22 protein-coding genes are annotated in these 22,393 nt (G+C 60.7%); 10 read left to right on the top strand and 12 right to left on the bottom strand.

Annotation, left to right across the window (positions count from 1 at the left end; translation table 11 throughout):
- Positions 1 to 3: 3 nt before the first annotated feature.
- The 6 genes from ACZYTD_RS13925 to nfo all read right to left on the bottom strand — a co-directional run bounded on the left by ACZYTD_RS13925 (position 4) and on the right by nfo (position 7,449).
- Positions 4 to 3,159 carry an efflux RND transporter permease subunit gene (locus ACZYTD_RS13925; protein WP_463892873.1) on the bottom strand — a complete coding sequence of 1,052 codons (3,156 nt, stop codon included), beginning with the start codon at positions 3,157 to 3,159 and terminating at the stop codon, positions 4 to 6.
- A 2-nt stretch (positions 3,160 to 3,161) separates the two neighbouring features.
- Positions 3,162 to 4,694 carry an efflux RND transporter periplasmic adaptor subunit gene (locus tag ACZYTD_RS13920; protein WP_463892871.1) on the bottom strand — a complete coding sequence of 511 codons (1,533 nt, stop codon included), beginning with the start codon at positions 4,692 to 4,694 and terminating at the stop codon, positions 3,162 to 3,164.
- Positions 4,695 to 4,770: 76 nt separating this feature from the next.
- Complete coding sequence (locus tag ACZYTD_RS13915; RefSeq protein ID WP_463892870.1) at positions 4,771 to 5,142, bottom strand: copper-binding protein; 372 nt, start codon at positions 5,140 to 5,142, stop codon at positions 4,771 to 4,773.
- Positions 5,143 to 5,257: 115 nt separating this feature from the next.
- Entirely contained in the window at positions 5,258 to 5,767 is a 510-nt protein-coding gene (locus ACZYTD_RS13910) for a hypothetical protein (RefSeq protein WP_463892868.1), read from the bottom strand.
- 217 nt (positions 5,768 to 5,984) lie between these two features.
- Positions 5,985 to 6,419, bottom strand: a complete 435-nt coding sequence (locus ACZYTD_RS13905) for a hypothetical protein (protein WP_463892866.1) — start codon at positions 6,417 to 6,419, stop codon at positions 5,985 to 5,987.
- 187 nt (positions 6,420 to 6,606) lie between these two features.
- Positions 6,607 to 7,449: a deoxyribonuclease IV gene (gene nfo / locus ACZYTD_RS13900; protein ID WP_463892865.1), complete on the bottom strand. Its 843-nt coding sequence runs from the start codon at positions 7,447 to 7,449 to the stop codon at positions 6,607 to 6,609.
- Between the two features lie 200 nt (positions 7,450 to 7,649).
- Between nfo and ACZYTD_RS13895 the strand changes: the two genes are divergently transcribed.
- Both ACZYTD_RS13895 and ACZYTD_RS13890 read left to right on the top strand, forming a co-directional pair.
- Positions 7,650 to 7,841: a type II toxin-antitoxin system RelB/DinJ family antitoxin gene (locus ACZYTD_RS13895; protein WP_463892863.1), complete on the top strand. Its 192-nt coding sequence runs from the start codon at positions 7,650 to 7,652 to the stop codon at positions 7,839 to 7,841.
- A 146-nt stretch (positions 7,842 to 7,987) separates the two neighbouring features.
- Positions 7,988 to 8,554 carry a PIN domain-containing protein gene (locus ACZYTD_RS13890; RefSeq protein WP_463892862.1) on the top strand — a complete coding sequence of 189 codons (567 nt, stop codon included), beginning with the start codon at positions 7,988 to 7,990 and terminating at the stop codon, positions 8,552 to 8,554.
- A 56-nt stretch (positions 8,555 to 8,610) separates the two neighbouring features.
- Here the strand turns inward: ACZYTD_RS13890 and ACZYTD_RS13885 are convergent, their stop codons facing one another.
- Positions 8,611 to 8,997: a Fur family transcriptional regulator gene (locus ACZYTD_RS13885; RefSeq protein ID WP_463892861.1), complete on the bottom strand. Its 387-nt coding sequence runs from the start codon at positions 8,995 to 8,997 to the stop codon at positions 8,611 to 8,613.
- A gap of 288 nt (positions 8,998 to 9,285) precedes the next feature.
- Between ACZYTD_RS13885 and aztA the strand changes: the two genes are divergently transcribed.
- The 5 genes from aztA (at position 9,286) to ACZYTD_RS13860 (ending at position 13,572) form a co-directional block, all read left to right on the top strand.
- Complete coding sequence (gene aztA, locus ACZYTD_RS13880) at positions 9,286 to 10,023, top strand: zinc ABC transporter ATP-binding protein AztA (RefSeq protein WP_463892859.1); 738 nt, start codon at positions 9,286 to 9,288, stop codon at positions 10,021 to 10,023.
- Entirely contained in the window at positions 10,023 to 10,892 is an 870-nt protein-coding gene (locus ACZYTD_RS13875) for a metal ABC transporter permease (RefSeq protein ID WP_463892858.1), read from the top strand. Before aztA ends, ACZYTD_RS13875 begins: the two co-directional genes overlap by 1 nt.
- Positions 10,893 to 10,917: 25 nt before the next feature.
- Positions 10,918 to 11,832: a metal ABC transporter substrate-binding protein gene (locus ACZYTD_RS13870; protein ID WP_463892857.1), complete on the top strand. Its 915-nt coding sequence runs from the start codon at positions 10,918 to 10,920 to the stop codon at positions 11,830 to 11,832.
- 70 nt (positions 11,833 to 11,902) lie between these two features.
- Positions 11,903 to 12,559: a DUF1007 family protein gene (locus ACZYTD_RS13865; protein ID WP_463892856.1), complete on the top strand. Its 657-nt coding sequence runs from the start codon at positions 11,903 to 11,905 to the stop codon at positions 12,557 to 12,559.
- 8 nt (positions 12,560 to 12,567) lie between these two features.
- A complete protein-coding gene (locus ACZYTD_RS13860; RefSeq protein WP_463892855.1) occupies positions 12,568 to 13,572 on the top strand; it encodes a nickel/cobalt transporter in 1,005 nt (334 codons plus the stop codon).
- A 10-nt stretch (positions 13,573 to 13,582) separates the two neighbouring features.
- On the opposite strand, the gene ACZYTD_RS13855 is transcribed toward ACZYTD_RS13860, so the two are convergent.
- From ACZYTD_RS13855 to fruB, 5 genes are all read right to left on the bottom strand, one after another.
- A complete protein-coding gene (locus tag ACZYTD_RS13855) occupies positions 13,583 to 14,587 on the bottom strand; it encodes a diguanylate cyclase domain-containing protein (RefSeq protein WP_463892854.1) in 1,005 nt (334 codons plus the stop codon).
- Positions 14,588 to 14,705: 118 nt separating this feature from the next.
- On the bottom strand, positions 14,706 to 14,951 hold the full coding sequence (locus ACZYTD_RS13850) for a hypothetical protein (protein ID WP_463892853.1): 246 nt from the start codon (positions 14,949 to 14,951) through the stop codon (positions 14,706 to 14,708).
- Between the two features lie 181 nt (positions 14,952 to 15,132).
- Complete coding sequence (fruA, locus tag ACZYTD_RS13845) at positions 15,133 to 16,860, bottom strand: PTS fructose transporter subunit IIBC (protein ID WP_463892852.1); 1,728 nt, start codon at positions 16,858 to 16,860, stop codon at positions 15,133 to 15,135.
- A 10-nt stretch (positions 16,861 to 16,870) separates the two neighbouring features.
- On the bottom strand, positions 16,871 to 17,824 hold the full coding sequence (gene pfkB / locus ACZYTD_RS13840) for a 1-phosphofructokinase (RefSeq protein WP_463892851.1): 954 nt from the start codon (positions 17,822 to 17,824) through the stop codon (positions 16,871 to 16,873).
- Complete coding sequence (gene fruB / locus ACZYTD_RS13835) at positions 17,821 to 18,948, bottom strand: fused PTS fructose transporter subunit IIA/HPr protein (RefSeq protein WP_463892850.1); 1,128 nt, start codon at positions 18,946 to 18,948, stop codon at positions 17,821 to 17,823. The genes pfkB and fruB overlap by 4 nt, the downstream gene beginning before the upstream one ends.
- Positions 18,949 to 19,190: 242 nt before the next feature.
- Here fruB and cra point away from each other — a divergent pair, with 242 nt between their 5' ends.
- The 3 genes from cra to ACZYTD_RS13820 all read left to right on the top strand — a co-directional run bounded on the left by cra (position 19,191) and on the right by ACZYTD_RS13820 (position 22,309).
- Positions 19,191 to 20,177, top strand: a complete 987-nt coding sequence (gene cra / locus ACZYTD_RS13830; protein ID WP_463892849.1) for a catabolite repressor/activator — start codon at positions 19,191 to 19,193, stop codon at positions 20,175 to 20,177.
- A 59-nt stretch (positions 20,178 to 20,236) separates the two neighbouring features.
- On the top strand, positions 20,237 to 20,701 hold the full coding sequence (locus ACZYTD_RS13825; RefSeq protein WP_463892847.1) for an RpiB/LacA/LacB family sugar-phosphate isomerase: 465 nt from the start codon (positions 20,237 to 20,239) through the stop codon (positions 20,699 to 20,701).
- 384 nt (positions 20,702 to 21,085) lie between these two features.
- Positions 21,086 to 22,309 carry an aldose 1-epimerase family protein gene (locus tag ACZYTD_RS13820; protein WP_463892845.1) on the top strand — a complete coding sequence of 408 codons (1,224 nt, stop codon included), beginning with the start codon at positions 21,086 to 21,088 and terminating at the stop codon, positions 22,307 to 22,309.
- Positions 22,310 to 22,393: the final 84 nt, after the last annotated feature.

Here is a 22,393-nt window from a genome sequence, read left to right as displayed (position 1 = left end):
ACATCAGTTGCGCAACCCGTGCTGCCACTGTTTGACCCAGGCATAGATCACCGGGATCACCAGCAGGGTCAGCAGGGTCGAGGAGATCATACCTCCCACCATGGGCGCGGCAATGCGCCGCATCACCTCGGAGCCGGTACCCGAGCCCCACATTATGGGTAGCAGACCCGCCATGATAGTCACCACAGTCATCATCTTCGGCCGTACCCGCTCGGCGGCCCCCGTCATGATCGCCCGATAGAGATCGGCTCGCCGCAAGGCCAGCCCTTCGCTCGCTTTCTGCCGCTGCATCTCGGCCCAAGCCTGCTCCAGATAGACCAACATCACCACCCCGGTTTCCGCCGCCACCCCGGCCAGGGCGATGAAGCCCACGGCCACCGCTACCGACCAGGCGTAATCCAGCCACCAGAGCAACCAGATCCCCCCGACCAGAGCAAAGGGCACGCTGAGCAAGACGATGAGGCTGTCGCTCAGATTGCGGAAGTTGAGATAGAGCAGCAGGAAGATAAGCGCCAGGGTAAAGGGCACGACCAGCATGAGCCGCTGTTTGGCCCGCTCCATATACTCAAATTGCCCACTCCAGCTCAGGTGGTAACCGGGCTCCAGCTGTATGGTGCCCGCCTGGATCGCTGCATCCACCGCCTGCTGCGCCCTGCCCACCCAACCGCCAATATCCTGCCCCACCACATCCACATAGATATAGGCCGCCAGCTGGGCGTTCTCGGTACGAATGCTGGGCGGCCCCTGCTCCAGGCGCAGCGAGACCAGCGAACCCAGAGGAATAAGACCACTGCTGGCGGTCGGCACTAGCACCTCACGCGCCATGGCCTGAGGCGTATCCCGTAGCTCCCGCGGATAGCGCAACGTCACCCCGTAACGCTCCCGCCCCTCGACCGTGGTCGTCACCTGCTCGGCACCCATTGAGGTGGCGATCACCTGCTGCAGAGTGGCTATGCTCACCCCGTAACGAGCAAGCGCCTCCCGGTCTGGCGTCAGGGTCAGGTAGTAGCCCCCCGTGATGCGCTCGGCATAGGCACTGCGCGTCCCGTCGATGCCCTTCACCACCTGCTCCACCTGGCGGGCCAGCCGCTCAATCCCCGGGAGCTCAGGGCCAAACACCTTGATCCCCACCGGCGTCCGAATGCCGGTAGAGAGCATATCGATCCGGGCCCGGATGGGCATGGTCCAGGAGTTGGCCATGCCTGGCATCTTCACCGCCTGATCCAGCTCATCGATCAACTTCTCCAGCGTCATGCCTGGCCGCCACTGGGCCTCAGGCTTGAGGTTGACGACGGTTTCGAACATCTCCAGCGGGGCCGGATCGGTGGCGCTGTTGGCACGACCAGCCTTGCCGAGCACGGACGCCACCTCGGGGAACGACTTGATGATGCGATCCTGGATCTGCAGCAACTCCGCCGCCTTGGTCACACTGAGCCCAGGCAGGGCCGCCGGCATGAAGAGCAAAGAGCCTTCATGCAGGTTAGGCATAAACTCACTACCAATGCGCTGCAAGGGATAGAGGGTCGCCACCAGCAGCCCCAAGGCCAGCACCAGCGTCACGACTTTGCCGCGCAACACCCAGCGGATCACCGGGCGATAGGCGGCGATGAGCCAGCGATTGAGCGGGTTAGCCTGCTCCGGCACGATTCTGCCCCGGATCAGCAACCACATCAGCACAGGCACCAGCGTCACCGACAGCAGCGCCGCCGCCCCCATGGCAAAGGTCTTGGTGAAAGCCAGAGGCGCAAACAACCGCCCCTCCTGCTCCTCCAGCGTGAAGACCGGCAGGAAGGAGAGGGTGATGATGAGCAAAGAGAAGAAGAGCGCAGGCCCCACCTCCTGGCACGCCGCCAACATGATCTCGCGGCGTGACGCGCCAGGCGGCGCTCGCTCCAGATGCTTATGGGCATTCTCCACCATCACTATGCCCGCATCTATCATGGCACCTATAGCAATGGCGATGCCGCCCAGGCTCATGATGTTGGCATTGATATGCAAGGCGCCCATGGCCACAAAAGCCGCCAGCACCCCCACGGGCAGCACCAGAATCGCCACCAGGGCGCTGCGCACATGAAGCAGGAACAGCAGACAGACCAGGGCGACTATGCCGCTCTCTTCCAGCAGGGTGTGCTTGAGGGTGGCAATGGCCCTGTGGATGAGCTCGGAGCGATCATAGGTAGTGACGACCTCCACCCCCTCCGGCAGGCTCTGCTTGAGGTCGGCCAGCTTCTGTTTGGCTCTCTCTATGACGCCCAGGGCATTCTCGCCACTGCGCGCCACCACTATGCCGGAGACCACCTCCCCCTGGCCATTGAGCTCGGAGAGACCCCGCCGCTCATCTGGCGTCAGCTCGACCCGAGCCACCTCCCCCACCCGGATCGGGGTGCCATTCACCTGACGGATCACCAGGTCGCGAATATCGGCCACACCGCGCAGGTAGCCCTTGCCACGCAGCATGAACTCGGTCTCGGCCAACTCGATGACACGCCCCCCCACCTCCTGGTTATTGGCGCGGATCACCTCCATCACCTCCAGCGGCGAGATGCCATAGGCCTGCAGCTTGCGCGGATCGAGCACCACCTGGTACTGCTTGACGAAGCCGCCGACCGTGGCCACCTCCGCCACACCGGGCGTCGCCGACAGGGGGTAACGCAGGGTCCAATCCTGCAGGGCCCGCAGGCTCTCCAGACTCTGCCCCAATTCTCCTGGCTTGGCTGGTTTATCCACCAGCGCATACTGATAGACCCAACCCACCCCCGAAGCATCGGGCCCCAGAGCCGGGTTGACCCCAGCCGGCAACTTGCCGCTGATGCCGCTCAGGTACTCCAGCACTCGGGAGCGAGCCCAGTAGAGATCGGTGTGATCCTCAAAAATGACATAGACAAAAGAGGCGCCGAAGAAGGAGAAGCCGCGCACCACCTTGGCCTTGGGCACAGAGAGCAGGGCCGAGGTGAGAGGATAGGTGACCTGATCCTCCACCACTTGGGGTGCCTGCCCGGCATACTCGGTGTAGACGATCACCTGCACATCCGAGAGATCGGGTATCGCATCTAGCGGTGTGCGTAACAGCGCCAGAGTCCCCCCCGCCAGGATGAGCAGAGTCAGCAGCAACACCAGCACCGGATTGTAGAGCGACCAACGGATCAGTTTCTGCAACATGGTTACTCTCCTCCCGCCCCACTGACGCCAACCGACATGCTCGCCATGGCCGCAGACTTATCCACGTGGGAATTCAGATCCGTCGCCGGAAGGGCCGCGCTGGCCGGAGCCGTTAGGCCGGCAAAAGCCGCTCGCAGATTACTCTCACCATCCAGCAGGAAGTTGGCTCGTGTCACCACCTGCTCTCCCGGCAATAGCCCCTGCAAGATCACCACCCGTCGCTCGCCCTTGGCCGTCTCGCCATGGACGCCAGCCAGCACCTCGCGCGGAGAAAAATGGCCCTTGCCCTGGCTCACTAACACCACCTGCCGGGTACCACTGTCGATCAGCGCCGACTCGGGCACACTCACCGCCCGCTCATTGGCTACCGGTACCGAGAGCTGGGCCTCACCATACATGGCTGGCTTCAGCCGACCGTTACGATTATCCAGCTCGATGCGCACCGGCACGGTACGACTCTGGCTATTGAGCGTCGGGTAGATGAAGGCCACCTGACCGCTGAAGCGCTCCCCCGGATAGGCATTCACCTTGATTGCCACCTGCTGCCCCGGCTTCACCAGCGCCAAATCATTCTCGAACACCTCCACCAGCAACCAAAGCCGGGAGAGATCCGCCAGTTCGAACAGGGACTGCCCCGCCTCGAAGCGCATCCCCTGGACTGCACTCTTGCTCAGCACCACCCCATCGGCAGGGGCCTGCAACGAGAGGGTGCGCCGCACCTGCCCGGTCGCGACCAGGCGAGAGAGATCCGCATCCGGTATGTCCCAGAAACGTAGACGCTGCAAAGCCCCCTCACTCAGCGTCAGCCGTTTGCCTCCCGCCAGGGTGGGCTCGAGGTTGAGCCTGTGCTGACTATCGCGCGCGATGAGATACTCCTGCTGGGCCGCAATCAGCTCAGGACTGTAGACCGCCAGCAGCGTCTCACCCCGACGCACCATCTGCCCCGTGGTATTGACTGGCAAGCGCTCAATCCAGCCGCCAAACTTGGCCGAGACCGACACCTGACGCCGCTCATCCACCGCAAACTGGCCCACGGCCCGCAACTGCCGCAGCAGGGGCTCCTGCCGCGCCGGCTCACTACTCACCCCCAGCGTCTGAATGCGATCCGGGGTCAGGGCCACACCGCCATCCGAGGGCTCATCGGCATAGACAGGCAGATAAGCCATGCCCATCTCATCCTTCTTCGGCGTGGCCGAGACATCCGGTAACCCCATGGGATTGCGGTAGTAGAGCACCTTATGCTCACCCTTAGGTGTCGCAGCAGGAGTCGCCCCCGGTTCATCGGCGTAGACCGGCAGGTAAGGCATGCCCATCTCGTCCTTTTTCGGCGTAGCTGAAATATCCGGCAACCCCATGGGGTTACGGTAATAGAGGATCTGGCGCGGGAGAGCGGCAGCCTGCTGACTAGCAGGCTCGGCAGGAGGTGCTTGCACCTCCTGCTGCCATAGCCAAAGAGCGCCGCCCCCCAGTAGCAAACCCAATCCAAGTGTCACGAGCGGGCGTAACCACAGCCCCTCTTGCTTCTGCTGGCTCATCATTCATCCCCTGTGCCAAGAGTCATGGTCATGGCTGAGGCGGGCAAGTGCCCGACTCAGCCAACGCAACAGAGCCTTAAGGGGCGGCCTGCCAAGAGACGATGCGCGGCGCATCGTTTTCGACCTTCTCGAACTGGGCGCTGATATGCAGCCCAGGCGTCAACCCCTGAGCCAGCTCAGGTTTAGCCAACTGGAACGGCATGGTCATGGCGGGCCACTGTAGCGCGGCAATTGCCTCATGGGAGAGCACAACCTGCCCCCCCTCCAGCTTGACCACCTGGCCTCGCACCTCATAGGTCGGGGCCCTCTTGGCCATGCTCGCATTCGACAGGGTCATATTGGCCATATCATGTTGGGCCGCCTGCAAGGTGGGAGCCGACGCCAGAGTCAACAGCAGGCCAGCAAACAGGGAACAAGGTAGGGAACGAACAGAGCTAAAACGCAGCATATTGGCATCCTCAATAGCCCCACGCCATGACACCCGAGTAGAACACGGGTCATGGACAGCTCAGGGCACAAGCATCAATTAACAGATTTGGGTTGGCCATTTGGCCAAATAGCGCTCAAACCGATTGATGGCAAGGAGGAGGAGAGGGGATACCAGGAACAAAGTTGATATAGCGCGGGGAGTGCCACTCCAGCCGCTCCTGGGAGGGGCGCAGACCAAAATCTGACACTATGACGGTATCCAGCAAAGCACCCAGCACAGGCACACAGGCACCACAGTGATGATGGCCCAACAACATGCCAGGCAGTTGCTGAGTGTCACAACCACTACCCGTACAGGCGGCAGCGGCGGCATTGACTTGCGCGTGAGAGGGGGACAGGGAGCTGGCCATCTCGGCGTCGGACATGTCACAGCCGGGCATAGCTCCATGAGCGCGGGCCTGGCTGGCGTCGTGAGAAGCCGGTTCATGAGCCATGGCATCATGAACCAGAGAAGGGGGGCGGCTTTGGTCAAGGGGAGCTTGGTTAGCGCTGGCTGGAAGCTGCACAGGCAACCAGGCCAGTGCCGACTGCAGAGGCAGCCAGCAGGCTAACGCCAAGGCAAAAAACTGTGTCCAGCGTGACATGTGAGTAGATACCCTTCCCGCAGTAACCTGACCGCATCAGTACGCCACCAGAGGTGACTTCTTGATAGTAAGTCAGAGCAGACACTTCTGACAACCTTATCACCGTGGCAAGGTTGCTACTTTTTTTTTGTGAAACCTCAACCACAGCATGGGCAGCGACCTGGCTATGCCAGCCAAGCGCTAATTACGCCATGTGAATATATCGGGTTGCGTTGGGTTATGTTCGCGGCTGGAGCTGTTGCAAGGTGACGTTGAAGCCGTGCTGCTGCAGTTGTTCAACGGCCTCGGCATAGCTTTGACAAACAACCATGTCTCTGCTGCTCGGAACTATGGGGTTGGCAATCTGGGTGAGCTGAAAATAGATATTGGCAGTGCCGTGACTCATCAACATGATGCGATATTGCAAGCCATGGGCTTTCGACCAGGCAACGCCCTCCCGCATCAGAGCATCACACTCCGGGGTGCGCCCCTGCCAGCCAAACATATCCAGCACACTGGCCCAACTCGCCGGACCTCCCTGCTGTTGCCAACTCTGTTGCACTTGCTGGAGCCAGAGAGCGATCCCGGCCTCATTAAAAGCGCCGTTGAGGATAGATAGGCAGATATTCTCAACCCAGATGATGGACGAGTCACCATGAACAGGAACAGCCATAACAATATCTGTCAGAAATAACCGAGTAATTCAAGCATAGCAAACCGAGGCCTCTCGCCTGAGAATTTATCGCAACCCATCCAGGAAACAGGCGAAGAAGTCCCTGCCCGTGACCAGTTAAAATCTATAAAAATTCAATGCGTTGTAGAGGGGCGCTTTCATTACTCAATACTTGTCCGCACCTTCCCTAGCGGGGCAACGAGCGTAGCCAGGAAATTTCATCGGCCCAAATGTCCGGATCCACAGTCTCCAGGATCAGCGGAATGCGATCAAAGCGGCTGTCATTCATGATGTAGTGAAATACCGCTTCGCCCAACTCCCCCTGCTGCAGGCTGTGGTGGCGATCCACCCGGCTACCGAAGCTGCTCTTGGCGCCGTTGATATGCATCCCCTTGAGGTAGCGAAAACCGACGATACGCTCAAATTCGGCAAACACCTGCTCACACCCCTCATGGCTGCGCAGGTCATAACCGGCAGCAAAGGCGTGGCAGGTATCGAAACAGACACCGATCCGGCTCTTATCCTCGACCCCCTCGATAATGGCGGCCAGCTGCTCGAACGACCACCCCAGATTGCTGCCCTGTCCTGCGGTGTTCTCAATCACCGCCGTCACCCCCTGGGTCTGCTCCAGCGCCCAGTTGATGGACTCGCTCACCAGCTTGAGGCTGACCGCCTCCGGTATCTGCTTGAGATGACTGCCCGGGTGAAAGTTCAGATAGCAGAGGCCCAACTGCTCGCAGCGCTGCAGTTCATCAAGAAAGGCGTCCCGGGATTTAGCCAATCCTTCCGGCTCCGGATGGCCCAGATTAATCAGGTAGCTGTCATGGGGCAGTATCTGTTCGGGCAGGAAGCCTGCCTGCTGGCAGGCCTGTTTGAAGGCCGCAATGGTTTGGGGGGTCAGGGGAGCTGCGCTCCACTGGCGCTGATTCTTGGTAAAGAGCGCAAAGGCATTCGCCCCCAGAGCCTGGGCGCGCGCCACCGCTTGCTCCACTCCACCCGAGGCACTGACATGGGCACCGATATACTTCACCTGCACTCTCCTGGGACGGGTCGCGGCTAACGCCACCTGGCTCGAAACTGCCGCGACTTGGGTAATGCCACGATTATGCGGGGCCCAAGAGCCAGAACCAACCCTGAAATGTGTGGGGGTAACGCCTTTGCCTGCAAGCAACTTGTGCCAAGGAGGGCGATGCTGCACTCTAGGGGGAGTCGAATGCACAAGGAGAGTTCATGACCATCATCAAGAGTGACATGGTGCGCGCCCGCATCGAACCGGAGATCAAGGAGCGCGCCGAGGCGGTATTGGAGAAACTGGGGATGAGCACAGCCGATGCCATTCGCATTTTTTTGACCCAGGTAGCCCTGCGCCAATCCTTTCCCATCGAACTGACGCTGCCCGAGCAGGAGCGCCTGCCAGAGTGAGCCCAGTTATCCATTTTGCGGTGTGACCGCACAGAAACGGGCGATTCCGAGTTCCCGACCTGTGACTCTTGACTCATACCGAGCTGGCCGCAAATCGCATAATGCCATCTCAATTGAGGCCAAATGTTCATGGAAAGGGGATTCTAATGGCTAATCGTGTACTCATCATCGCCAATGACACCGTATCTGCTCTGCCGATTAACATCATGGATAAGTTTCAGCAGGTGATCATCTTCATCGGCCAGGGGCAGACTTCACTTCCCATCGAGCTGGTACGCCAGCTGCTGACGGCTCAAGCCGAGAGCAAGAGCCGCATCGAACTACAACAGGTGAAGGGCCAAACCGCCGCCGCCTTCGATCTCTCCCTGGCCCTGCAGATCGGCCGCCTGGTCGAGCGCAGCCCGGAAAGCCAGCTCACCCTACTCTCCGCCGACGAGCGTCACGATGCCCTGGTCCAGAGCTGCAAGGAAGAGGGAACGCACATCCATAGAGTAGAGAACCTGCAGGTACGGGCTAACGCTCCCGAAGCGAAAGCTCCAGAAGCGAAAGCCACCAAGGCAGCAGCGCCCACTCTTACTCTGGATGAGAGCGTGGCCGAGCAGGCTCCCGCCCCCGCTAAGGTGGCCAAGTCAGCCGAGCCGGAAAATGAGAGTGCCTCACACCGCAACCACAAGCTGATCTCTTCGCTGATTGGCGCCCCACAGCGCCAATAAGAGAAAAGGGGCTCGAAAGAGCCCTTTTTCTTTGCCGAATTAGTCCTTATTCCAAGCTATGACCCAGCCTGGCTGCACTGCTGACAGAGCCCCTTCAGCTCCAGAAACTGGGGCTCCAGGGTAAAGTGCTGCTGGGCGGCCTGCACCTTGAGGATGGCGAGCAACTCCTCCACCAGCGGCACTTCCTGTACCTGACCGCACTGCACACAGATCAGTAACTGACTGAAATGGTCACACTCCTGATGGGGGCAGGAGACAAATTTCTGGATGGATTGCAGATAGTGAACCAACCCCTGCGCCACCAGATAATCCAGGGCACGATAGACGGTCGGAGGCTGCCAGTGGGTGCCCTGCTGACGCAGACGATCCAGCACCTCATAGGCACTCAAGGGGCGCTCGCTGGCCAGCAGCAGATCGCGGACCTTCTGCCGATTGGGGGTCATATTGGCTGCCGCTCCTGGCTGGCAACAAGCATGGCTAGGGGCCATGGCACTCCTCTATCTCACAACTATGCTGGACGTAAGGCTGCCAGCATACCCTATTTCTTTTCTCACAGGGATTGCCTGCATCGAACGTTATGTTGTAACGTGCAGCCTCTTCACAAGTGATAACTATTCCCTATGATGACCCAATCCTCCCTACTCCTGACCGGCACGCTGACGCGCCTGCTGATCGCCGCCCTCCTCATCGCACTCATCTGGAGCGCATTGCTCTGGACCATGAGGTAAACCATGATCCATTTTGACAATCTCACTCTGGGCTATGCCCGTCACCCTGTGGTGCATCATCTGCATGGCGAGGTGGCGGCCGGTTCGCTGTTGGCGGTGATCGGTCCCAATGGTGGCGGCAAGTCGACTCTGCTCAAGGGGATCCTGGGACAACTCCCCCCCCTGGAGGGGCAAATCCGGCTCGGCGTGGCGAGCCAACAGATCGGCTACCTGCCCCAGCAGAGCCGCATCGACCGCCAATTCCCCATCACGGTGCGCGAGATGGTGGCCATGGGGTTGTGGCGTCACTGCGGCCTGTTTGGCCGCTTGGCTCGGGAGCAGAGAGTCAAGGTCGCCGCGGCCCTGGAGCGCGTAGGGCTGGAGGGGATGAGTGAAGCCAATCTGGATGCCCTCTCCGGCGGCCAACTGCAGCGCGCCCTGTTTGCTCGCCTCTGGCTGCAGGAGGCGGATTTGATGCTGCTGGACGAACCCTTCAGCGCCATCGACACCCAGACCAGCGAGGATCTGCTCGGTGTGCTGCGGGAGTGGCAGGCGGCGGGCAAAACCGTGCTCGCCGTGCTGCATGACATGACCCAGGTGAGCCGTCATTTTCCCCAGAGCCTGCTGTTAGCCCGCGAGGTGATCGCCTGGGGCCCCACCACCGAGGTGGTGACCGAAGCCAACCTCAACCGCGCCCGCCGCCTGCCCATAGCGCCGGATCCTCAAGCCGCCGAATGCCATCGCCCCTTGGAGCCCAAATAATGCTCTACCATCTGCTGATCGCCCCCTTCTCGGAATTCATGTTCATGCAACGGGCGCTGGCCGGCTGCCTGGCCCTCTGTCTCAGCGCCCCGCTCATCGGCGTATTTCTGATGTTGCGCCGCATGAGCCTGACGGGGGACGCCATGTCCCACGCCATCCTGCCTGGCGCGGCCATCGGCTATCTGGTAGCCGGTCTGTCGGTGGAGGCCATGACCCTGGGTGGCCTGGTGGCTGGCGGTGTGGTGGTGCTACTCTCCGGCGCCGTCTCGCGCCTGACCAAGAGTGGTGAAGACAGCAGCCTGGCCGCCTTCTACCTCATCTCCATGGCCCTGGGGGTGCTGCTCATCTCCATTCGCGGCAGCAGTGTCGATCTGCTACATGTGCTGTTTGGCTCGGCCCTGGCCCTCAATAACGATGCGCTCTGGCTGCTCGGCAGTATCAGCACCCTGACTCTGCTCGCCCTGGCCCTGCTGCTGCGCCCCCTGGTGCTGGAGTGCCTGGATCCCGACTTTCTGGCCACCGTCAGTCGCTCCGGCAGTTGGGTACACATGGCCTTCCTGCTGCTGGCGGTGCTGAACCTCATCGCCGGTTTCCATGCCCTGGGCACCCTGATGTCGGTGGGCATGATGATCCTGCCCGGTGCCGCCATGCGCTACTGGAGTGCCCGTCTGGCCGGTCTGCTGGCCGGAGCCTGCGTCAGTGCCTTTGTTGCCACCCTCTGCGGCCTGTTGCTCTCTTATCATCTGGGTTGGCCCACCAGCCCCACCATCATCCTCAGCCTGGGAGTGTTCTACTTTATCTCCCTGCTGTTTGGCACCCAGGGCGGTCTGGTGTGGCGCTATGTGCGTCTGAAACACCTGGAAGCCTGAGCCCCATTCCCCTAAAGGAGACCCTATGACCCGGTTACGTATATTCGCTTCGGCCCTGAGCCTGGCCGCCCTGCTGCTAGGCCAGTCAGTACAAGCTGAGCGCGCGCCGCTCCCCGTCACCGCCACCTTCAGCATACTGGGCGACCTGGTACAGCAGGTGGGGGGCGACAAGGTTCACGTCACCACGCTCGTCGGGCCGGATGGTGACGCCCATGTCTACCAACCCAGCCCCCAGGATGTGCGTACCCTGGCGCAATCCAACTTGTTGGTGAGCAACGGCTTGGGCTTTGAGGGCTGGCTGGACAGACTGGCGCAATCCTCAGGCTTCAAGGGCACCACAGTGGTCGCCAGCCACGGCATCACGCCTCTGCATCGCAGTGAGGAGCATGAAGACGGACACGACCACCACGGCGACTCGGATCCCCATGCCTGGAATGATGCCAATAACGTGCTGATCTATGTGGACAATATTGCACAAGGCTTGGCTGACGCCGATCCGGCCAACGCCGCCCTCTATGCAGCCAATGCCGCCAGTTATAAGGCTCAGGTGATGCAGTTGGATATGCGTTACAAGATCCGCTTCAATGCCCTACCGGAGGCGCGCCGCAAGGCGATCACCTCCCATGATGCCTTCGGCTATCTGGCCCACGCCTATCACCTCACCCTGTTGGCCCCCCAAGGCATGAATACCGACGCCGAGCCCTCGGCCGCCCAGGTGGCCAACCTCATTCGCCAGATCCGTCAGCAAAACATACCGGCGCTGTTTGTGGAGAACATCAGCGATCCCAGGCTGATGGAGCAGATAGCCCGCGAAACTCAGGTCAAGATTGGCGGCAAACTCTACTCCGATGCCCTCTCTGGCCCAAAAGGAGACGCTCCCACCTACCTGGCCTTTCTGGAGCACAACCTGAGCACGCTGCTCAAGGCGCTGGAACCCTGATGCGGAGTTAACATTCTGCTAGGATTGGTCTGACGCCGGCCTTCGCCTGTGTACCCATTGAGGAGCCCCTATGTTTGGTCGGTTAGCTTCACGCCAACTCCCCAGAGTCTGCTATGCGGTGTGCATACTGGCCAGCCCGTTGGTGGCCGCCCACCCCCATAGCTGGATCGATATGCAGACCGAGCTGCAGATCGATGGGCAGCAGCGACTGACGGCGTTACGCCTCTCCTGGTTGTTTGATGAGTTCTACAGCGCCACCATACTGGATGACGCCAAGGCGGCGGGCCATAGCGTGGCCCAGGAGTTACAGCTATTCGGCCACGACACCATCACCAACCTGGCCAGCGAGAACTATCTGAACCGCATGACGCTGGATGGGCAGAAGGTGAGCTTTGGTCCGGTGCATGAGTACCAAACCCAGATGAGCGATGGCCGCATCCGCTTCAACTATACCCTGCCACTCAAGGCCCCCCTGCCGTTGACCGACCATAGCCTGGTGTTTGCCATCTACGACGCCACCTACTATGTAGAGATGCTGCATCAGCAGGAGCAGGCCATCCAGTTGACGGGGCCCGGAGCCAAGGGGTGCCAGCGCACGTTGCGGCCGCCCAATCCCACGGATGAACAGCGCATGTATGCCATCTCGCTCGATAAAACCGATCAGGCCGATGATGGTCTGGGCACGGCCTTTGCCGAACAGATCACGATCCAGTGCCACCGCCCGTGAGGAGTCTCATGTCATTGCACGTCACCCGTCGCCTGCTGCTCATCCTGACCCTGGGGCTGCTGCTGGCCGCCGGTTACTGGCTCTATCAGCAGTGGCCACAGCTCACCTACCAGCTGATCCGCTGGCAGATGCAATTCCATCGCAAGCTGGGCGGCCTGCTGCGCGCCTCGGCTAGCCTGGAACCGAGCGTCATCGCCAGCCTCATTGCCACCAGCTTCGCCTATGGGGTGTTCCATGCTGCCGGTCCCGGCCATGGCAAATTGGTCGTCGCCACCTATCTGGCCACCCAGCCCAGCCGCCTCAAGCAGGCGGTTCGCCTCTCCATAGGGGCGGCCATGCTGCAAGGCATGGTCGCCATTCTGCTCATAGGCGTGGCGGGTTGGTTATTTGATATGACGGCGCGCCAGGCGCAAGGGGTAGGGGTCTGGTTAGATCGCAGCAGCTTCCTGTTGGTGGCGCTGATGGGGCTGTTCCTGGCACAGCGAGCCGCCCGCCAACTCTGGCAACTGCACCAGCCGCGCCGGCCATGGAGCAGCATACGCCCCCTCTACAAAGCCAATGCGTCCGAATGGAACAGTATGGGCAAGCAGGGCAGCGTCACCGCCTTGCCTGCAAACCAGTGCGGCTGTGGCCATAGCCACCTGCCCGATGCCGAGGAGTTGAACCAGGCCGAGAGCTGGCGCGCCCACCTGGGGATCCTGCTCTCCATGGGGTTGCGCCCCTGCAGCGGCGCCCTGCTGATCCTGGTGCTCGCCAAGGTGATGGAGCACTTCTGGTTGGGGGTGGCCGCCACCCTGGCCATGGCGGCAGGTACGGCACTGACCGTCAGCCTGCTGGCGATCCTCAGCCAGCGCGCCCGCAGCCTGGCCTGGGCCTGGTTACGCCACCCATCACGCCATGGCCGCACCCTGCAACAACTGGCGCTGGCGACGGCACTGGTCGGGGGGCTCTTGTTGATCCTGTTGGGCCTCTCACTGATGAGCGCTCCCACTTCGCTGCTGCTGCCCCGCTAAAGCGGCCGCGTCACAGCCAGAGCAGACGATGGTTGAGCTTGCCGCTCTGCTTGGCCTGGTACATGGCCAGATCGGCCAGCTCCAACACCCGCTCATAATCGGAGTCTCCCCGCCATAGGGCTATGCCTATACTCATGCCAAGCGAGATGAGTTGGCCATCCAGCAACAGGGGGGCGGTGCCTCGAGCCAGCAACTGCTCGGCCAGCCTGCTGCTTGTCGCTTCATCAACCGCCTGATCCAGATAGAGCAGGAATTCATCGCCCCCCAGGCGCGTCAGGAGGGCACCGGCTGGAGCCAGTTGTTGCAACCACTCGGCCACCCGCACCAGCAGGCGATCCCCACAGCGGTGGCCAAAGCGATCGTTGACCGATTTAAAGTCATCCAGATCGATAAACAACAGGCCAGCCGTTTGCCGGGGTAACCGCTGCGCCATCCGTTGCGCCACCGCCTGGGCAAACGCCTGACGATTCAAAAGCCCGGTCAGCGGATCACTCTGGGCCTGTCGGGCCAACTGCCGCTCTGACTCCTTACGCTGGGTGATGTCCACATGGGAGCCCATGATGCGCCACGGACGCCCCTCGCCATCCCACTCCACCACCCGACCCCGATCCCAGAGCCAGGTAACGCGGCCATCCTCGGCCACAGTGCGGTATTCCGCCTCATAGAATGGGGTGCGCCCCGCCAGGTGCGCCTGGTAGCGGCGCAGGGTCGCCTCCCTATCATCTGGATGCAGCTTGGCCTGCCAGAGCGCGAAGTGAGGAGCCATCTGGCCATGTTCGAACGCCTGCAGGTTGAACACCGTCAGCTCGCCGCTTTGCACCAGCCCCTGCCAGAGGCAGAGACCTGTGCCATCCAACGCGGCATCAAGCTTCTCATGCAATTGGCGGTTTTCGCGGCGCAAGGCCATCAGCGTACCACGCAAGCGCAGCAACTCCTCATGCTCAACCTGCTTCTCAGGCTCAGCCAGGCTCCCCCCGCAGCCGTTAAATTCGTGACTCTTCACCCAACTCCCCATACTGCGATCCAGCGCAGGTTCAAATCTGACCCCACCAACCCGATCACACGCTATCGGGCTAGTTTTACCGATTTACCACCCACAGATAATGTTTCGCCTAGCCGACAGCTCAAGCGACTCAGGGCTCATGGTGTCGCTGCTCATCCTCGATCTGGATAGGGCATTCGCCCACCCAACTGATGGCCTCTTCGGCCGCCAACTCATGGGGAAACGTAACGCGACACCCCTTGGCATCGGTCAGGGGGGCCAGGCCAAATGCCCCCTTAAACTCGACCACCCAGCCGCCGCTCAACGCATCAAAGGCGATGACCGCCTTCTTCACCTGCTGCCGCAGATAGAGTGCATGCAATTCATCCAGCGTCATAATCGTCACCTCGGTTTTTATATCCGCATTCAATATAGTTCCTAACCTCCCAGAATGGCGGTGACAAGACAAGTTCAGCGTGACATCTAGCTACCTCTTAAATAAAAAAACCCGGCAAATGCCGGGTAGCAAAGGGACTTCGACTCTCAGGAGGCCGACCCGCAGGTCGGCCAGACACGACTTACTTGCCCGCAGCCAAGGCGGCTTCTTCATTCGGCTTCAGCATGGCATACAGAATACCGGTGACGGCGGTCCCTGCAGCGATAGCCAGCAGATAGAGGAAGACATGGTTGATGGCATTGGGGATCAGCATGACGAACAGACCACCGTGCGGAGCCATCAAGGTACAACCCAACCACATGGAGAGGGCACCGGTAAGCGCCCCACCCAACATGGTGGAGGGAATGACGCGCATCGGATCGCGCGCCGCGAACGGAATGGCGCCTTCAGAGATGAAGCAGAGACCCAGGACGAAGGAGGCTTTGCCCGCTTCACGCTCCGGCTCGCTGAACTTGTTACGAGCCAGGAAGGTGGCCAGACCCATACCCAGGGCTGGCACCATACCGGCGGCCATCACAGCCGCCATAGGGGCATAACTCTGGGAAGCCAGCAAGCCGACGCCGAAGGTATAGGCCGCCTTGTTGACCGGGCCACCCAGGTCAAAGCACATCATGGCACCTATGATGATCCCCAACAGAACCGCATTGGCAGAGCCCATCTCCTTGAGGAACTCGGTCAGGCCATGCATCACGGCAGCGACCGGACCACCCACCACATAGATCATCACCAGACCGGTAAACAGCGAGGCAACCAGAGGTATGATGAGGATAGGCTTCAGGGCCTCCATGGTTTGCGGCAACTTGACGTTATTAGCCACCCACTTGGCACTGTAGCCCGCCAGGAAACCCGCGGCTATACCGCCAAGGAAGCCGGCCCCCAGGGAGCTGGCCAGCATACCGCCGATGAGACCCGGCGCCAGACCGGGACGGTCGGCAATGGAGAAGGCGATGTAACCGGCCAGTACCGGCACCATAAGGGCAAAGGCCGAGGCCCCGCCTATCTTCATCAGCGCCGCCGCCAGTGTGCCTTCCACCTCGAACGCCTTGATACCGAACACGAAGGAGAGGGCAATACACAAGCCCCCCGCCACCACTATGGGCAGCATGTGGGAGACCCCGGTCATCAGGTGCTTGTAGACGCCCGGCAGTTCCGCCTTGCCGCTGCTCTTGTCGGCACTCGCCGCTTGCCCAGCAGACCACACCTTGCCTTCGGCAAAGGCCTTGTCCATCTCCTGGGCGGTCTTCTTCAACGCCGCCCCCGTGCTGGTCTTGTAGAGCTTCTTGCCGTTGAAACGGGCGAGATCCACTTCAATATCGGCAGCTATGATCACCAGATCCGCGGCGGCTATCTCCTCGGCCGTCAATGCATTCTTGGCACCGACCGAACCGCGGGTTTCCACCTTGACCCAGTAGCCGCGCTTCTTGGCTTCGCCTTCCAACGCCTCTGCCGCCATAAAGGTATGGGCGACGCCGGTCGGACAGGCCGTAATGGCCACAATACGCTGCACACTCATGGAAACTTCCTTGCTCTGCGCCTTATGTTGGTAGGGGACGGCCGCTTGCGCCGCCGTCTGTAAAAACTGTTTGGCGTCGGGAATGGCGGCGATCACGGCCGCCTGATAGAGGCGTTTGCCATCAAAGCGCGCCAGATCCACATTGTCCCCGGCGACGATTACCAGTTCGGCCGCCGCTATCTCGGCCTCGGTCAACAGATGGGGTGCCTTCAGCGTGTTCTGGCACTCAATAACCGCCGACCATCCCAGCTCGGCACAGGCTTTTTCCAATACGCCAGCCGCTATGATGCTGTTGGCGATCCCGCTTGGACAGGCGGTAACAATGGCAATATTCATCAGAATAACCTCAACGGATTTGCTGAACTTCGATGCTCGCCATCAGGGTGGAGAGCTGTTGTTGATCGGTAATCCCGACCCCGATCTGGGTCACAGCCAGTGCCGAGACGGCACAGGCCAGACGCAATGTCTCTTCTATGGGCCACTCCTGGCTCAAACCCCAGGTTAGACCGGCGACCATGGAGTCACCCGCCCCAACCGTACTGACCACGCTCATGCGCGGTGGTTTGCCCTGCCACCAGCGATCCCCGGCCAGCCAGAGCACCCCATCAGCCCCGCGAGAGACCACCACATTGGGGATCTCATAGCGTGCCTGCAGTGACTCGGCGGCGGCCATCAATTGCTCCTGGCTCTCCAGCGGCTGACCCGCCCAATCGGCCAGCTCATGTTCATTCGGCTTGATGAGGAAGGGCTTGGCGGCCAAACCGGCTTCCATGGCGGCACCGCTGCTGTCGAAGATCACTCGCTTGCCTTGACTGGCCAGCCGCTCCAGCCATTGCTGCAACCGCGCAGGCGTCAAACCCCGTGGCAGACTGCCGGCCATCACCACATACTCCACCTGGGGCAGCAGTTCCTGCAGCCGCTGTTCGAAGCAGAGCAGCTCACTCTCACCGACCGTCACGCCGGGGAAGTTCAGATCCGTAACCTGACCGTTCGCCTCCACCATCTTGACGTTGATGCGCGTGGCTCCCGCCACAGCCAGGAAGTGATCCTGCAGGCCGCAGCGGGCAAACAGCTCCTGAAAGGGCGCCTGGTTCTCCTGGCCTAGAAAACCGGAAACCAGCACCTGGGCCCCCAGATCCTTGAGCACCCGGGCCACGTTGATCCCCTTACCCGCCGGATGGAGCTGACCTGAGTGCACCAGGTTGACCTGGCCGACCTGCAACTGGGGCAGATGACCGGTCAAATCCAGCGCCGGATTGGGGGTCAGGGTCAGGATGGAGTGGGCAATATGCAGGCTCATTCTCCGGCTCCTTCACCCAGACCCTCGGCGATCGCCTGGCCTATCTTCTGCAGGGCCACAGGAGCATCCGCACCCTGGGCGGTAAAGTGCAGGCGATGGCCTTGGCGCACGCCCAGGCTCACCAGTTTCATCAGACTCTTGGCATTGACCGGCTTGCCGTCACCATCCAGATTCGCAACCCAGATCTGGCTGGCGAACTCTTTGACTGTCTTCACCAGCATGGCGCTGGGACGAGCATGCAGACCGTGGGGGTTGATGATGGTAAAGGTCTGCTCCAGCCCCTCACGCGGCTCCTCGGTCAGCAGGGTCACCACCTCACTGGCGCTGGCACTCCACAACTTATTCAGCTGTTGACCGTGGATGAGGCGGATCAGCGCTTCCAGTACCGCTTGATGCTGGCCATCACAGGCGGCGATCAGCAACAGGCCATTGACCGGCTGACCATCCTGAGTGAAGGGTTGCGCCGTGCGCACCAGAGCCACACCGGTGCGACTCACCCCACTTGCCACCCGGCAGAGCCACAGCCCCTGACCCAGGGAGTTAGCAGGCTCAGTCACCACAGCGTTGACCGCGGATTGATCCAGGGCGCCGGCGTTGCGTAACAGCCCGGCCGCCACGGCCTGCATGCTCAGCAGATCCTGGCCGGGAAAGTCGAGCAGCAGGGTGCGCTCTTCCAGCAACAGCGGCTGGCTCAGCTGTTCACCATTGAGCAGGGCCGCCAGTTCGGCGGCACTTTCCACCCCAGGCAGACGGGCGGCGACCGCCTCGTCACACAACACCCGCGTCAGTTGCCGCAAGATACCCAGATGCTCATCCGACTTGGCGGCGATACCGATCACCACATGAGCCTTCTGCCCTTCGGCCCACTCCACACCCTCGCGGAAGTGCAGCACCTGAACCCCGGTCTGTTGCACCAGATCCCGGGTATCCGTGGTGCCATGGGGAATGGCGATGCCACTGCCCAGGTAGGTGGCGCTCTGAGCTTCGCGCTGTAGCATGCCGTTTACATAACCATCAGCGACCAGACCTGCCGCACTCAGCCGCGCCGCTACCTGGCGGATGGCCTCCTGCTTGTCGGCTGCCGAGGCACCAAGTTGTATGTCATTACTTTTCAGCGTCAGCATGGTGTGCTACCTCGCGATTACGGCTCTAACGTATGGTTTAGGTATAGTGTCTTGCATGACACCTATCAACTCTTGACCCCAGAAGGGTCAACATCGAACTCAATTCACAAATTAATCGTTTCAGCTCAAATGCTGGATCGTTTCAGTGTTATATTCAAGCTCGAAACGTTAAGATGTTTTCCGTAATATGACGGAGTGCACATTGTGATGGACAAATTGCACTCGCACCTGGAGAACCAAGCATGAAACTCGAAGAAGTGGCCCGTCTGGCCGGTGTCTCTCGCACCACAGCCAGTTATGTGATCAACGGCAAGGCGGCACAGCACAGGATCAGCGCCAAGACCCAGGAGCGGGTGATGGCCATAGTCACTCAATACAACTATAAACCAGACCAGGCTGCCACGGCGTTGCGCTTAGGTAGCAGTCGCCTGCTCGGCTTCATCCTGCCGGATCTGGAAAACCAGAGTTATGCCCGACTGGCCAAGTTGCTGGAGGCGGGCGCCCGGGAACAGGGCTTTCAGCTCATCATCACCTGCTCAGATGACAACCCCGCCACCGAGATGGCCCTGGCGGAGATGCTGGTGGCGCGCCGCATCGACGCCCTGCTGGTCGCCAGTGTGCTGGAGAGCCACCACAGCTTTTACCGGGAGCTGCAGGCCAAGGTGCCCATCATCGCCATCGACCGGGCGCTGGATGATGACTTTTTCGCCTCGGTGATCAGCGAAGATATGCAGGGCGCCATGCGCCTGACCGACTCATTGCTGGTCAACCAGCCCACAAGCATAGGCCTCATAGGTGCGGTAGCCGACATCGCCATCTCCCAGCAGCGGGAGCTGGGCTTTCGCAAGGCCATCAGCTACTCGGCGCCGCAACTGAGACCTCAGACCCAGTATGGCGACCACTTCAGCCGCGAAGAGGGCGCCAGATTGTGCGCCGAATGGATTGAGTCCGGGCAGCTGCCCCAGGCGATCCTGACCACCTCCTACGTGTTGCTGGAGGGGGTGCTGGATGAGCTGGTAAAACATCCAGATCTACTGGCCAACACCAAGCTGGCCACCTTCGGTGACAATCGCCTGCTGGACTTCCTGCCGGTGCGCATCAATGCCCTGCCCCAGCAGTTCCCCCTCATCGCCGAGAAGGCGTTGGCCTTGACGATGGAAGCCATCGAGCACCACTACAAGCCAGGCATCCATGTGGTGCCCAGGCGGTTGAAGATCCGGGCCGAATAACCCCTGGTGCCCGGATGGCGATCCCGCCGGGCTCTGGACTCATTTACGTGGAGAGAGAGATGAAAATAGCCTTAGCATCCGACCATGCCGGTTTTGCGCTGAAGCAGCAGGTCCAGGCCCTGTTGCAGGAGTGGGGTCATGAGACCCTGGATTTTGGGGCCTATGATGAAGAGGCCTGCGATCTGCCAGACTCGGTCTACCCGGCCGCCCAGGCGGTCAGCAAGGGTCTGGTGGATCGCGGCATCTTTATCGATGGTGTCGGCTATGGCAGCGCCATGATCGCCAACAAGCTGTATGGGGTCTATGCCGCCGTCTGCCAGGATCCCTTCTGCGCCGGACTGGCCCGCTCCCACTCGGACACCAATGTGCTCTGCCTGGGCGGCAAGATCATCGGCTCTGCCCTGGCCCTGGAGATAGTCCGGGTCTGGATGCACACAGATCATCTGGCCGGTGAAGAGAAGTACCGCCGCCGGGTCGCCAAGGTGGTGGCCATCAATGACCAGCACCTGACGCCCTTGGCCTGAAGTCAGTCGCTCATCCCTGACAGGGTTAGCGTATGCTCATGTCTCCATTTGAAACAAATGGCGAGCAACCAAGCATGGGGGGCCCCTCGCCCCTGTAGATCTCGAACGCTCCTCCCCTTGCAAAAGGGGAGTGCAAAAGGGGAGTGCCACAATAGCCCCGTATCCACTCCGCCTCCCCCTGGTTTCACTGACCTCAGCACCTTGAAAGCGCTCTCAAAATCATTGGGATCCAGCACCCAATTCAGCTGTTTATTTCACCACTATTTTGCCTGCTGACTCACACACCCCTGCGGTGGCGCTTGCCGACTGACGACTAACTTCCTAAGTTGGCGTCAAGCTGAAACGATTAATCTCAGCAAACAACCACAACAAGGAGCACCAATCATGTTAAAGAGCCTCTCAGCCGCCATCCTGTTCGCCCTCGGTTCCCTCTCGGCCCAAGCCGCCGAGTTCGTGTTGAGCGATGCCGCTACCGGTAGCGATCTGGGTAACTGGAAAGTGAGCAGCGATTCCCTGGGCATCAAGAGTCCCACCCCCTTCACCCTGGAAAAGCGTCGTCTGCATGGGGGTAAACAGGAGGGGGTAGACCTGCTGCTGATCGACAACGGCGTCATGCAGATCACGCTAGTACCGACTCGTGGCATGGGCATCTATCAGGTGAAGAGTGGTGACCTACGTCTGGGCTGGGATTCCCCCGTCAAGGAGATAGTCAACCCGGCCTTTATCGATCTGGAAAGCCGCAACGGCCTGGGCTGGCTGGATGGTTTCAATGAGATGATGGTGCGCTGCGGCTACGAGTGGACCGGCCATCCCGGCGTGGATGACAACGGCCAGCTGTTGAGCCTGCACGGTCGCGCCCAGAATACCCCGGCCTCCACGGTCAAGGTGATCATCGACGAGACGGCTCCGTACGCCATTCATGTGCGTGGACAGGTGGCCGAACGCACCTTCAAGAAAGCCAACCTGGTGACCTGGACCGAGCTGAGTGTCGAGCCAGGCGCCAACCGCTTCGAGATCCATGACGAGCTGACCAATCTGGCCGATTACGAAGATGAGTACCAGATCATCTATCACAGCAACTTCGGCACACCGCTGCTGGAAGAGGGTGCCGTGGTAACCGCCGCCGCCAGCGAGATCTCGCCGTTTAACGACTATGCCAAGGCGGGCCTCAAGAGCTGGCAAACCTATCTGGCCCCCACCAAGGACTTCGATGAAATGGTGTTCAACCTGAAGCCAAAGGGCGATGCCGAAGGCAATAGCCTGGCCGTGCTGCACAACAAGTCCGGGGAGATGGGGGTAGCCGTGGGCTATAACATCAAGCAGCTGCCGGTGCTGACCCTGTGGAAGAATACCGACACCAAGCAGCAGGGCTATGTGACCGGCATAGAGCCTGGTACCAGCTACGCCTACAACACCAAATACCAGCGCCCCCTGGGTCTGGTGCCCAAGCTGCAACCGGGCCAGAGTCAGCATTTCGATCTGAGCTACACCCTGCTACGCAACAAGGCTGATACCGAGCAGGCCCTGGCTCAGGTGGCCAAAATCCAGGGTAACGCGCCGGTGAAACTGGTGAATAAGCCGCTGGTCGATCTCAGCAAGAAGAAATAACTCACCCATTCCAGGCACCGGCAACGGTGCCTGGCTGTTTAGCGCGCCGACAGGGAGTCATCAGAAGCACAGGATTCTGCTAGA

The sequence above is a fragment of the Pseudaeromonas sp. HNCC25DJ180 genome, from assembly GCF_055413345.1.
Note: the sequence above shows the minus strand (reverse complement) of the source record. Positions and strands in the feature narration are given on the sequence as shown.